At 56.8% G+C, this 12,260-nt stretch carries 10 protein-coding genes and 1 pseudogene; 5 read left to right on the forward strand and 6 right to left on the reverse strand.

All coding sequences use genetic code 11. From position 1 onward, the window contains the following. Positions 1-1,011, forward strand: coding sequence for a branched-chain amino acid ABC transporter permease (locus V7Z56_RS13060; RefSeq protein WP_334129943.1), 1,011 nt, complete (start codon positions 1-3; stop codon positions 1,009-1,011). Positions 1,012-1,061: 50 nt separating this feature from the next. Next, positions 1,062-2,279, forward strand: a complete 1,218-nt coding sequence (locus tag V7Z56_RS13065) for an ABC transporter substrate-binding protein (RefSeq protein ID WP_334129944.1) — start codon at positions 1,062-1,064, stop codon at positions 2,277-2,279. Between the two features lie 78 nt (positions 2,280-2,357). Here the strand turns inward: V7Z56_RS13065 and V7Z56_RS13070 are convergent, their stop codons facing one another. The 4 genes from V7Z56_RS13070 to V7Z56_RS13085 form a co-directional block, all read right to left on the reverse strand. After that, entirely contained in the window at positions 2,358-3,842 is a 1,485-nt protein-coding gene (locus V7Z56_RS13070; protein ID WP_334129945.1) for an alpha,alpha-trehalose-phosphate synthase (UDP-forming), read from the reverse strand. A 67-nt stretch (positions 3,843-3,909) separates the two neighbouring features. Continuing rightward, positions 3,910-4,536, reverse strand: coding sequence for an HAD family hydrolase (locus V7Z56_RS13075; protein ID WP_334129946.1), 627 nt, complete (start codon positions 4,534-4,536; stop codon positions 3,910-3,912). A gap of 1 nt (position 4,537) precedes the next feature. Beyond that, a complete protein-coding gene (locus V7Z56_RS13080) occupies positions 4,538-5,272 on the reverse strand; it encodes an endonuclease/exonuclease/phosphatase family protein (protein ID WP_334129947.1) in 735 nt (244 codons plus the stop codon). Beyond that, on the reverse strand, positions 5,269-7,395 hold the full coding sequence (locus V7Z56_RS13085) for a VTT domain-containing protein (protein WP_334129948.1): 2,127 nt from the start codon (positions 7,393-7,395) through the stop codon (positions 5,269-5,271). The genes V7Z56_RS13080 and V7Z56_RS13085 overlap by 4 nt, the downstream gene beginning before the upstream one ends. A gap of 637 nt (positions 7,396-8,032) precedes the next feature. Between V7Z56_RS13085 and V7Z56_RS15725 the strand changes: the two are divergent. From V7Z56_RS15725 to ligD, 3 genes and pseudogenes are all read left to right on the forward strand, one after another. Beyond that, positions 8,033-8,365, forward strand: a pseudogene (locus V7Z56_RS15725) (STAS/SEC14 domain-containing protein); the annotation flags it as partial. A gap of 66 nt (positions 8,366-8,431) precedes the next feature. After that, positions 8,432-9,388, forward strand: a complete 957-nt coding sequence (locus V7Z56_RS13090) for an SDR family oxidoreductase (protein ID WP_443023815.1) — start codon at positions 8,432-8,434, stop codon at positions 9,386-9,388. 50 nt (positions 9,389-9,438) lie between these two features. Then, on the forward strand, positions 9,439-10,326 hold the full coding sequence (gene ligD, locus V7Z56_RS13095; RefSeq protein WP_334129950.1) for a non-homologous end-joining DNA ligase: 888 nt from the start codon (positions 9,439-9,441) through the stop codon (positions 10,324-10,326). A 67-nt stretch (positions 10,327-10,393) separates the two neighbouring features. On the opposite strand, the gene V7Z56_RS13100 is transcribed toward ligD, so the two are convergent. Both V7Z56_RS13100 and V7Z56_RS13105 read right to left on the reverse strand, forming a co-directional pair. Next, positions 10,394-10,999, reverse strand: a complete 606-nt coding sequence (locus V7Z56_RS13100) for a superoxide dismutase family protein (RefSeq protein ID WP_334129951.1) — start codon at positions 10,997-10,999, stop codon at positions 10,394-10,396. Positions 11,000-11,220: 221 nt separating this feature from the next. Further along, positions 11,221-12,258 carry a DNA topoisomerase IB gene (locus V7Z56_RS13105; RefSeq protein WP_334129952.1) on the reverse strand — a complete coding sequence of 346 codons (1,038 nt, stop codon included), beginning with the start codon at positions 12,256-12,258 and terminating at the stop codon, positions 11,221-11,223. Positions 12,259-12,260 lie beyond the last annotated feature (2 nt).

The raw sequence follows: 12,260 nt of genomic DNA on the forward strand, positions 1-12,260 counted from the left end.
ATGGCGGATGATGTAAAAGTGGAAACCGACCCGCGACTGACTGTCGGCGCCCGTGTCCCGATGCTGTGGGTGGGCGCGTTCGTAATCATCGGGGTGCTGCTGCCCTTTTTCCTGACTGGCTATTCGACCTTTCAAGCCACCCTGATCATGATCTATGCGATCGCGATCCTCGGGCTCAACCTGCTGACGGGTTTCAATGGACAGTTCTCGCTCGGCCATAGCGCGTTTTACGCCATCGGCGCCTACACGGCGGCGATCCTCGTCTTTCACTATAACTGGTCCGTCTATGCGACGATCCCTATTGGCGGGATTGTCTGCTTCGTCGCCGGGTTCCTGTTTGGCCTGCCCGCCCTCCGCCTCGAAGGGCTGTATCTTGCGCTTGCGACATTCGCGCTCGGCATCGCGGTGCCGCAGATCCTGAAATCCTCGCATCTGGAGGAGCTGACCGGCGGCGTGCAGGGGCTCGACGTGTTCCGCCCGGAGGTGCCGGAAATGCTGCCGCTGACATTGGATCAGTGGTGGTATCTGATTGTCTTCGCCGTGATGCTGCTGATGTTCTGGGTCGCCTGGAACCTGATCAACAGCCGGACCGGGCGGGCGATGATGGCCATTCGTGACAACTCGATCGCCGCGCGGTCGATGGGAGTCAACGCGGCGCTCTACAAGTCGCTCACCTTCGGCGTCAGCGCCTTCTATACCGGCATCGCCGGCGCTATGGCGGCCATCGTGATTGAGTTCGTCGCCCCCGACAGCTTCACCTTCCAGCTCTCCATCCTGCTCTTCATCGGCATGGTGGTGGGCGGGACAGGGTCCATCTGGGGCGCGATCTTCGGCGGCTTCTTCATTCTGATCATCCCGAATTTCGCAGAGGAAATTTCAACCGGCCTTTCCTATGCGATTTTCGGCATTATTCTTATTCTTATCATCTACATCATGCCGTCGGGCTTCGCTGGCCTGGTGAAATTCATAAAAGCAAAAATAACCGGCAGGATGAGACAACGGGTTGAGTGAATAGCGTACCCCCGTGTCTTCGCGCGGGGCAATCTAACAGGAGGAACGATATGAACACCGGGAGAAAATTAGCGATCACCTTCGCTGCCATCGCCGCCATGGGGCTGGCGGCGGGCACAGCGCTGGCCGACAAAATGTACGGGCCGGGCGTGACGGATACCAGCATAAAGATCGGCAACACCATGCCTTACAGCGGCCCGGCTGCGGCCTATGGCGCGATTGGCAAGTCGATCGAGGCGTATTTTAAAAAGATCAACAAGGAAAATGGCGGCGTGAACGGTCGTCTGATTGAGTTTATCACACTTGATGACGGCTACAGCCCGCCGAAAACCAAGGAGCAGGTGCGTAAACTGGTGGAGCAGGATGAAGTTCTGCTGATCTTCCAGAGCCTTGGCACCCCGTCGAACTCGGCGATCCACGCCTATATGAATCAGAAGAAAATCCCGCAGCTGTTTGTGGCGACAGGCGCAACCAAGTGGGGCGACCCTGAGAATTTCCCCTGGACCATGGGTTGGCAGCCGAGCTACCAGACTGAAGGGCAGCTTTTCGGCACCTATGTGATGCAGAATGTCGAAAATCCGAAAATTGCCATTCTCTATCAGAATGATGACTACGGGAAAGACTATGTAAAGGGCATGAAGGACGTCCTTGGCGACAAGGCGAAGGATCTGATCGTTGCGGAAGAAAGCTATGAGGTGACGGATCCGACCATCAACTCGCAGATCATCAAGCTGAAAGACAGCGGCGCGAACGTATTCTTCAACGTCGCAACGCCGAAGTTCGCTGCACAGGCCATCAAGAAAGTGCGCGAACTGAACTGGGATCCGGTATTCCTGAACAACTCGGTTTCAAACTCCGTCGGCGCGGTTTACGAGCCGGCCGGCCTTGAAAACTCCAAGGGCATCATCTCCTTGCAGTATTTCATGGACATCACGGACCCGAGCGTCTTTGACACTGAACCCTACAAGAAGTGGAAGGCGTTCATGGACGAATATTATCCTGATGGCGATAAGAGCAGCTCCTTCACGGCTTATGGCTATCTCGTCGCCCAGACCATGGAACAGGTGCTGAAGCAGTGCGGTGACGATCTGACGCGTGAAAACGTCATGAAGCAGGCCGCCAATCTTGATCTCGAACTGGACATGATGCTGCCCGGTATCAAGATTCAGACGAGCCCGACCGACTATTTCCCCATCGAGGCCATGATGCCCATCGCCTTTGATGGTGAGAAATTCGTCCCCGTGGGCGAGGTGGTTTCCGTCAACTGATTGACGCCATCTGCGATACCGGCCGGGAGCGACTATGCTCCCGGCTTTTTTATGTGAGGTCGGCCGCGGCAGGCGGCTTCAGAAGCGATGATTGTTGTAAGGCTTAATCGGAAATACCGGCGCGTTGCCTGATACGCGGGAACTCCGCCATGCGGTTTTTCCGGGCGCTTTGATCAATTCATTCAAAAAGCTCTCCGTCCAGTGCTCGATATCGTACCGATAGAGATGCGTGATGGTTTTGCGATATGTCTCTATTCGCGCCGGCAGCGGCATGGTCAGCGCCTGATTGATCTTCTCGGCGATATCGGCCGGATTAGTCGGATCGACACAGAGAACCCCGAGACGCTCCAGCTCCTCCGCCGCGCCGGCATATTTGCTGAGCACAAGCATGCCCGGATCGCGTGGATCCTGGACCGCAAGAAATTCCTTGGCAACGAGGTTCTGCCCGTCGATCAGCGGGGTGACAAGGCCGACGTCAGCGCTCCGCAGTCTGCCCAAAAGTTCCTCCCGCGGAACGCCCTTTTCGCAATAGACGAGAGGGCGGTTCTCTTCGCTTTCAAAATCGTCCCGGATTTCGGCGGCCACCTGCCGCGTGTCGCGAATGGCCGTCTGATACTGCTCGATATCGGCGCGGCTGAGCGGCGTGATCTGGGTGTATTGTACGCCGTCCCGGTGTTCGGGGTGCTGTTCAAGAAATTCATGAAAGCCGATGAGGCGATGCGGAAGGCCCTTCGTATAGTCGAGACGCTCGGCGCCGATAAGGGTCTTGCCCTCGGTCTTCAACAGAGGCGCGCGCTCGGCGTTCTGCCGCGCCGCAAGGGCGAGGTCATATGTCTCGACGCTGATCGGGAAAACACCGAAACAGGCGCTTTTCCCCTCATGCCGGATCCGTTCACCGCGGAAACGCTCTGAGACCGAGGGGCGCTGGCCGAGCGATACGGCAAAATTTTCGAGATCCCGAAATGTCTGAAAGCCGACAAGGTCGTAATCAAACAGATCCCTCACAAGCTGGGAATACTGCTTTTTTAAAAAAAGCGGCACTTGCGGTCCGCGAATGAACTCCTCTGACGGGATCGGGATATGATGAAAATAACCGATCGGATTGCGGATGCCGAGTGCGCGAAACTCGCGGCCAAGCGGGATAAGGTGGTAATCATGAACCCAGATGAGATCATCGGGTTGCAGAAAGGGACGAATGCGCCGTGCAAAGGTTCTGTTCACGTCGCGATAGACGGAATACACATTCGGCCGCGCCTTGATATGCTGGCCAAGGCCATGCATCATCGGCCAGAGATGCTCGTTGGCCATGCCTTTGTAGTAATCCTCATATTCCCGTTCGCGGAGCGGCATGGTCAGAAAGGTGATGTCGCCGCAGGTCATTTGCGTGATCTGCCGGCTTTTGCCGTTAAGCTTTCGAACGGAGCCGTCCCAACCGAACCATATGCCGCCGCCGTTGCTTTCGAGTGCGGCCTTCACACCGACGGCAAGGCCGCCGGCATTTATTTGTCCGGTTTCGGGGTCGGGAAGGGATACGCGATTTGAAATGCAAACAATGCGGGACATGTGCCTTCTCCATTCATCAAAATTATTTTTCTCTAACATCGCCGGAGGTCGAAATTCCCTTGGCGCGTCAGGAAAAGGCGATTGAATTCCACTTAAAAGGGCTTAATCTATAGCTTTCATCGATTAAAAAAGAGGACCAACCGGCCTTTCTGGCGGCGGCGATGTTTTCTGGAGTATCATCTATCAATAATAATTCCTCCGGCTTCCGCCCGAGGCTTATTTCGATATGACGGAAATAATCCGTATCGGGCTTGGCCGTCCTAACATCACAACTAATAAAGCATGGAAATGTGTCGAGAGCATGTTTGCGGAGCCACCGTTCGATGCGGCGTTTCCGTAGTCCGTCCTGGTTCGAGGCGATGGCGCAGGTAAAACCGCTTGCCTGCCACTCCTTGATCTTTCCGAGGGCGGGCCGGCAGGGCACCAGGTTATAGGTCAGCCAGGTATCAATGACACGGTCCGCCGCCCGGCGATCGAGCTGTCCGCGGCGGTCGAGGTGGCGATAAAAGCACCTGCGCGTATCGAGGCTCGCATCGCGAAGGCAGCGCCGCCAATCCGCGGACTTCTGAAATTCTTCCCACAAGGCGAGCATGTCGGAGGGCAACAGGTGCCGTCGCCAGTCTTTTGACGGGTCGCTCGGATGGTGCCAGATGAGAACGCCATCGATATCGAAAATAATCGTTTTTATGCTCATCTCAAAGTCGCACCTCGATCAGGAGGGGCAGGTGGTCGGAGAGATCGCGCACTTCCGGCCCGTTCAGCGTTCGCGCCTCGGCATCCAGTTTCATTTTCATGCCCGCTTTGTAGCCCGGCTCGTCGCACCAGACACGATCGAGCCGGAATACGGGGCAGAAGGCCGGGAATGTCTTGGCGCACGGCAGGGGGCGCATCAGCCGGTCCAGATGCCGAAGCAGGCGCGATGACCACAGCCACTCGTTAAAATCACCCATGAAGAACACCGGGGAGCGGGCTTTATCTTCCACCATGTTGATAAGACGGATCAGGTTGGTGATTTCCCAGCGGCGCAAGATGGAGGAGAGGGACAGATGCGTGCCGATCACGCGAAGCCGGCCCTTCGGCGTCTCGATCAGCGCATCGACAGCATTGCGCGGCTCCAGCACCTGATGCTTGCGTTCAAGATCATGCACCAGCCCGCGGACGATTGGAAACCGGCTGAGAATGAGGTTGCCGTACCACCCGCCGTCTTCCTTCATGGCGGGGCCGAGCAGTCGGTGCGGCCGCTCGTTCCCGCAGAGGATCTCGACGTTCCCGGGGTGGCCGCCCCGGCTTGGCCGCGTTTCCATCTCCTGCAGGACGCCGATATCGATGTCGAAATCTTCCATGAGCGCGTGAATGCGCCGAAGGTTCCCAAGGCCCTTTCTGTCGACGCCGCCGTGAATATTGAAACTTAGAATGCGGAGCGCGTTCATGACGCTTTTCTGCTCCTATAGTGCTTAAAGATCCTATGGGTTCCCCAGAGGATCAGCATCCATACAGTCAGGGTCCCGATGGTGTAGAAAATCACTTCCGGCTCAGGGTTGGAGAAAAGTTCGCCGAGCGCCCCGCCAAACAGCGACTTGGCGGCAATCCCGGGCAGCAGGCCAAGAAATGTCGATATCATGTAGGCGGCAAAACCGGCCTGCGCCATGCCGAGCGTGACGTTGATTGCGGTGAAGGGCGCGATCGGCACCATCCGCACCATGGTCATGCCGAGGACGCCACCGCGGTCGGTATATTCCTTCATCTTGTCGAGGACGGGCTTGAACCAGCGCGACAGTTTCGCGCCGGCGCCCCGCCCGATGGCATAGGCGACCGCAGCGCTCGTCAGCGATCCGAGATAGGCGTATAAAAAGCCGTAGACCGGTCCGAACACGATCGCTGTCACCAGATTGAGCGCCATGACCGAGAAGAAAAATGCGCCGCCGAGGAGATAAAGCCCAATGAGAATGAGGGGGCTCCAGCTACTTTGCCGCGCGTTCTCCATCAGGCTTCTAAAGCCGTCTTCGGAAAAAATGTTCAGAAACTCGTCGGGCAGGAATGGGCGGATCGACAGCCACGCGAGGACACCGATCAGGGCCAGGGCAAGCGAGAAAAAGAGGATCTGCCGGACCGGCAGGTTGACCAGCAGATGCGCCTCCTTCGGGTCGCCGAGCTTGATGGCGAGCGGCGTCAGCAGCCCGTTGCGATAGGGGCCGTTGTCAATTTTCTGCAGATGCTGCCGGCTGTGCGGCTGGTATTCGAGCAGGGTATCGAGATCGGAGGCCGCAATAAGGGCGGCAATATCCTTCTCCTCCCGTCCGGTGTGCTCGCGAATTAGATTGTTGCGCAGCTTGGCGATCCGGGCGCGGCTCGCATCATCCTGCGCCTCGATAATCACATCGCATTCTGTATCGAAGCCCATGGAGCGGTTATTCATGTTCGATGAGCCGATATGAAGAAACCTTTCATCGACGAACATGACTTTGGAATGAATATGAATGGTCTTTTCCCTGCCGTTTTCGGCCGTAAGCGGGTAGGTCACCGCGAAACGCGCATTATCCGGCATCTCCGCCGTGACGGTGTCGCAGAATGCAACGCGCCCCGTCCACATGGACTTATGTTCCATATAGCCGCGCGGGACATCGGAACTCACGGCCAGAACTGCAAGCTCCGGCCTTTCCCACAGCCGCCGCTGCAGCGCTTTCGCGATCAGCGGGCAGGTTAGATACTGGTTTTCGATATAGATGAATTTTTCCGCCCGCGCGATTTCGTCGATATACATGCGCTGGATTTCCCGAACGGTGGGCGTATCGGCCGTCTTGGGGAGCGTGCGCGCGATGGCGAAGTCGATGTCCTCGAAATCCGGCGTGACATGCGCAGGCCAAAGACCAGAGCGCTCGGGCGTCAGCGCCGGGCGGATTGCGTCGAATTTCGCGCCCGTCTTCCATCTCTCTCGCGCCAGCTCTGCGAAGGATCCGACGATCGGGCCCGTCATCATCAGCTGGATATCGTGGTGCGGATGATACGATTTCTTGCGGAAGAAATCGAGCCAGCCACCGGGATCGACACGGTGCCGCGCCCTGACCCGATGCTGGCGCTGGTCCCAGCGGCCGAGCGCGATGTCGATGCCGCCGCAAAAGGCGATCTCATCATCGATGACGATAACTTTCTGGTGATGGCAGGCGCTGAAGGGGACTGTGTAGTCGGCGCAGTAGTGAATATTGGCGGGGGTGCGCATGCGCCATTTCCAGCCCGAAAACGGCTCGCGTTCCGTCGTGAAGAAAACCGAGTAGTTCCACCTGTTGAGATAGATCTGCAGATCCTGGTTCTCCTCCGCCTTGTGGGTCAGCAGATCGAACAGTGTGACGGGGATTTCATTATCCTCACCCTCTTCGCCGCGGAGAAGTTCGATGCGTCCGTCAATATCCCAGCCGAGAATGAAGATCGATTTCTTCGCATCGCAGAGGGCCGCATAAAGCGCCCTGAAGAAATTTGCACAGTCGATCAGAAGCGCCGCTTTATCGGCTTTTCCCGTTCTCCAGCAATTATGATTTTCTCGGTAAATACTACTCATCACTTTCCCCTCTCTTTTCAAGGGCGGGACTTATGTCAGGAAAGGAGATGAACGAGGAAGAAGAAATTGACACTATGCTTGTCCGCTTTTTGGAAGCGGCGGATTGGCGCAAGCACTACTCGCTCCTTTCCCCTTCTTTACTTAGCGGGGAAAAATGTTGAAACAAAGGAGATGCTGGGGACATGCTATGTCCTCCTTGTTTTGTTTCCGAAAATCCGAAGATGTGGCTGAATTCTGCGACTTTCAGGGAAGAGGATCTCAGTTTAAAACTACTAAACTATGTTTAACCGGTGTAGTCGAGGTTCTGCCTATGGCGAAGATGTGGCGATTTTGTGATGTCTTTGCCGGGGATCCCCTTTGATATTTGTTTCACGCGCCGCTGAGCTATATGAAAACTGGAAAACTCACTACAGGCGGGGTGCCTGCCAGGAGGCGGGTCGGCGCAACGCCCGAAGCCGAACCGTATTCCATGCGATACGGCAACAGCTAATTTCGTCTTAAACAATTATAGAGTGTGTTGTGAGCAAGAACCCACCATCATGCTCGCATGCGGAAAATCAATTAGGAGCTGGGGCAATCGACGAACATCGGGAGCCGATAATCTTTGGCCTTCCCGCGAAACAGAAAGGACTGAGCGATGATCAAATGGAATATCCATGACGATGTCATTGAACTGACAGCAAGCGCGAAACTGACGGACAGGGATTATGAGCAGCTGTTGCCCGTCATCGACCACCTTCTGGAACTCCACAGCAAACCGAAATTCAAGATTATCCTCGATGACTTTAAAGGATGGGAGCTCTCCGCTCTCTGGTCCGATCTCAAATATGACCTGAAGCATGGGCGGGAGTTTGGCCCCATGGCGGTGATCGGAGAGGATATCTCACAAAAATGGCTGGCCCAGTTCTCCGACATTTTCTTCCCATCGGATATCCGCTACTTCGATCATGATGCGGAACGGGAGGCGGAAGAATGGCTTGAGGAAGAGGGCAACGGAGCGCATCCCGCGAGCCCTCTCGAGCAGCGCGACAAAGCCATGACATCGGCCCGGAAGGTGCAAGGTGGCTCTGAGCCGCCCCGAAGCGTCGCCGGAAATGGCAGCGGCAACGGGAAAAGCAGCGCATCCGCCGCCGCGCACTATGACGAGGGCGGCCAGCCTCCGCAACATCAGGATCATCAACCCGGGCGGGAGACGGAAATGTCTCCGCCGCCGCGGTCTTTTATGGAAAACTACAAGGCTGCCGGAAAGCTCGAAGGCAAAACCCTGCTCATCAGCGGCGGCGACAGCGGTATCGGCCGGGCGGTCTCTATCGCCTTTGCCAAGGAAGGCGCGGATATCGCCATGATCTACCTCGAAGAAGAAGAGGATGCGCGGGAAACGGAAGATCATATCCTCGCCGAAGGGCAACAGTGCATCCGGCTTTGCGGCGATATTGCCGATCCTGCCTTTTGCAAGCGCTGCGTTGAGGAGACGATCGAGAAATTCGGCAAGATCGATATTCTCATCAACAATGCGGGCGAGCAGCATACGGCCGATGCACTCGAGGATATTTCGCCCGAGCAGCTTCAGAGAACTTTCGCGACCAATGTGTTCGGCGCCTTTTATCTCACGCAGGCAGTGCTGCCGCATCTGAAAGAAAACGCCAGCATCATCAATACGGTGTCGATCACCGCCTATCGCGGACAGCCCGTGCTGATGGACTATGCCGCGACCAAGGGAGCGCTTGTCGCGTTGACCCGCTCGCTCTCGGCAAATCTAGTGAATAAGGGGATCCGCGTAAACGGCGTCGCCCCGGGGCCGGTCTGGACGCCGCTGATACCGTCGAGCTTTGATGCGGACGAGGTGGCGGAGTTCGGTGAAAGCGCGCCGATGGGCCGGGCGGGGCAGCCCGATGAAATCGCGCCGGCCTATGTCTTTCTGGCGAGCAGCGATTCAAGTTACATGACGGGGCAGGTGCTGCATCCGAACGGCGGAACAATTATCGCGGGCTAAGTCACGCCGGGGCGGTATATAATGAACGCATGGAAGGAGGAGGCACTGCCATGAAAACAGAAGATGTGGAAATCAGCCACCCCGACAAGCTCCTGTTTCCCGAAGCAGGTCTCAGCAAAAAGGATATCGCGGCCTATTACAAGCGCATTGCCGAATATCTCCTGCCCTTTGTTCAGGACCGACCGCTGACACTTCGCCAATATCCGCACGGGATCGGCAAGCCCGGCTTTTTTCACAAGCACGCCCCCGACTATTTTCCGGATTATGTCGAACGGATGAATGTGCCGATGAAGAGCCGGGACGGGAAAATCATGCGGATGATCACCGCCGATGAGCCGGCCGATCTCGTCTATCTCGCGGGGCAGAATGTGATCGAGCTGCATATGGGCCTGGCGCGCAAAGACGATCTCGAAAAGCCCGATCAGATCATTCTCGACCTCGATCCCTCCGACAATGATTTCGAAAAGGTGCGCCAGACCGCGTTCATACTTAAGGATCTGCTCGATGAATGGGGGCTGCCGTCATTTCTTAAAACAACCGGATCACGCGGCCTGCATATTCACGTGCCGCTGCGTCCAGGGGAAAAATTCGCGGCCGTGAAGGAGATTGCGCATCACTGGGCGAGGGAGCTTGAGACGCGCGCCGGCGAGATCGCGACGCTCGAGAAGCGAAAGGATAATCGCGGCGACAAGGTTTTTATCGACTATCTGCGAAATGATTACGGAATGACAGCGGTCGTGCCCTATTCGCTCCGCGCGCAGGAAGAGGCGTCGGTCGCGACGCCGATTGCCTGGGAGGAACTTGGCGACAGCAAACTCGGGCCGAAAAGCTATACGCTCAACAATATTTTCCGTCGCCTCTCAAAAGGAAAGGAGCCATGGGCGACGTTCACGGACGAGTCTGTCACTTTCGAGGTGCTGCAGAAAACGCTCGCGTAACGGCGTGAAGGGGAGCAGAGGCAAGATCCCGCGGGTCAGGGCACGCCGGATGTCTCCGACCGATCAATCAGCTACCCTTTATGACGGCGCAGGCAACCGGGCTGCCGGATGCACCGGCGGGCGGCGTTCTGTAATCGTCCGGCCCTTCGTGGATAACAATCGCCGTACCATCGCGATCGAGAATATGCGCAATGCTCTCGCCGCCCGAACTTCGCAGGGTCATATCGTCGCTAAAGAGTTGCGCATGCAATGTGCCGTCGGCGGCCACATGAACATTGTCAAAATCGCCCGTATGCGGCCCGCCCGGATTCAGCTTGCCATGCAGTGTGGCGTCGTTATTGACATGCGGGCCGGCATCCTTGAAGGGGGTGACGGTCGTTGAGCGCTCCATCCCGACGCCGAGCACCGGGCTGCAGCTTCCCTTTTCATGCAGGTGAATGGCATGATCGCCGCTGGTAAGCCCTTGGGCTTCAATGCGGATAATCACCCCGCTCGCGGTTTCCTCGAGCATGGCCATGCCGATATACTGGCCGTTAGCGTTGATAAATTGCGCGCTGGCGCGCGGCGGGGAGTTGCTGTCGGCATAGGATGACTGCGGCGCGGCGAGCAGCAGGCTCGCAAGCGCCACACAGAGGCCAAGCCTGATACCGGTTCTGTTATATCTTTCTAGCATGGTGTTTATTTTCACCTCATCTATTGCTTGAATATCGACGTCTCGGACATGAACCGCGGAAGTCGCGGTGCGATCCTGCAGTCATGCCGAGACTTGAATTGACCGACGCGTAAAGACGACGGACCTTGCAATTGCAAGTGCATGCCCTGACCAAAGCGGGAGTAGCAGGCTACAAAGCAAATTTGTTTTTTATAAGTCAGACGATTGATTTCAGAGGCATATCAGAAGAGTGTGGTATTCGCGCCCGCTGATTGCAGATAGGCGAGCAGCAACGCTTCCGCCTTTTGCAAGCCGCGCGTCGGCGCCGGGGAGTCCGGCAGGCGCGCCTCCTTGCCCTGCCGGCAAAGCTCCAGCAGGCCCGGATGGATGTAGCTGCTTTTCAAGATTGCGGGCGTGTTGCATGTGTGCGCGACGATTTCCTCGAATACGGATTTCAGCGACGGATCGCCGCGTTTCCGCTGCCGGACCAGTTCTTCGAGAAACAGGGTGCTAAACCGCCAGGTGCGAAAATCTTTCGCGGAAAACGCGGGCCCCATATGTTCATGAATAAAATTGTTGATGTCTTCCGAGCGGATCTGGTGGCGACGACCCGCCGCGTCCCTGAAGGCGAAGATATGGACACCGCGCCAGTGAATGCATTCTTCAAGCGCGCGTGCGAGGCCCGGATCATAAAGTTCGCATTTTATCAGAACGCCGCCCTTTCCTTTGAAGGAGAAGTGGACCGTCTCGCGATCGACGGAGATATGCTGCTTGCGAAGGGTGGTGAGGCCGTATGTCTGGTTGGTCTCCGTCGATACGGCATTGCCGATGCGCATCCCGGTTTTGTCGAGGATGCGCAGCATGGCGCAGAGAAGCTTCTCCTTGCCATCTTCGGAATGCTTTATGCGATAGGCGATTTTGCGGCGAAAGGAGGGAAGTTCTTTGCCAAAATCTTCCATCAGGGAGAATTTGTTCCTGTCGCGCAGCTCTTCCCAGAGAGGATGATAGAAATACTGCTTTTTGCCCTTCGAATCAAAGCCGGTCGCCTGTAAATGCCCGTTGGGCGAGGGGCAGTACCAGACGTCGGTGTAGGAGGGCGGGACGGCGAGAGCGAGGAGCCTCGCGCGCCGTTTCGGATCCTTTACCACCTTTCCGTTCACCCGCCGAAACGAAAAGCCGCGCCCGCATTTCACGCGGGTAATGCCGGGTTTCTGTTCCTCGACATAGATCAGGCCGACCTCCATGAGGTCCGCATCGCTAATGGCCTGATCATTTCCCATGA

Origin of the sequence: Sneathiella sp., from assembly GCF_036844445.1 — a bacterium.
Taxonomy (GTDB): Bacteria; Pseudomonadota; Alphaproteobacteria; order Sneathiellales; family Sneathiellaceae; genus Sneathiella.

What these genes read in the sequence shown, in the direction of transcription:
- V7Z56_RS13090 (WP_443023815.1), top strand. Translation starts at nt 8,432, where the DNA reads ATGACATCGGCCCGGAAGGTGCAAGGTGGCTCTGAGCCGCCCCGAAGC.
- V7Z56_RS13105 (WP_334129952.1), bottom strand. Translation starts at nt 12,258, where the DNA reads ATGGGAAATGATCAGGCCATTAGCGATGCGGACCTCATGGAGGTCGGC.
- V7Z56_RS13080 (WP_334129947.1), bottom strand. Translation starts at nt 5,272, where the DNA reads ATGAACGCGCTCCGCATTCTAAGTTTCAATATTCACGGCGGCGTCGAC.
- V7Z56_RS13070 (WP_334129945.1), bottom strand. Translation starts at nt 3,842, where the DNA reads ATGTCCCGCATTGTTTGCATTTCAAATCGCGTATCCCTTCCCGACCCC.
- V7Z56_RS13060 (WP_334129943.1), top strand. Translation starts at nt 1, where the DNA reads ATGGCGGATGATGTAAAAGTGGAAACCGACCCGCGACTGACTGTCGGC.
- V7Z56_RS13085 (WP_334129948.1), bottom strand. Translation starts at nt 7,395, where the DNA reads ATGAGTAGTATTTACCGAGAAAATCATAATTGCTGGAGAACGGGAAAA.
- V7Z56_RS13100 (WP_334129951.1), bottom strand. Translation starts at nt 10,999, where the DNA reads ATGCTAGAAAGATATAACAGAACCGGTATCAGGCTTGGCCTCTGTGTG.
- V7Z56_RS13065 (WP_334129944.1), top strand. Translation starts at nt 1,062, where the DNA reads ATGAACACCGGGAGAAAATTAGCGATCACCTTCGCTGCCATCGCCGCC.
- V7Z56_RS13075 (WP_334129946.1), bottom strand. Translation starts at nt 4,536, where the DNA reads ATGAGCATAAAAACGATTATTTTCGATATCGATGGCGTTCTCATCTGG.
- ligD (WP_334129950.1), top strand. Translation starts at nt 9,439, where the DNA reads ATGAAAACAGAAGATGTGGAAATCAGCCACCCCGACAAGCTCCTGTTT.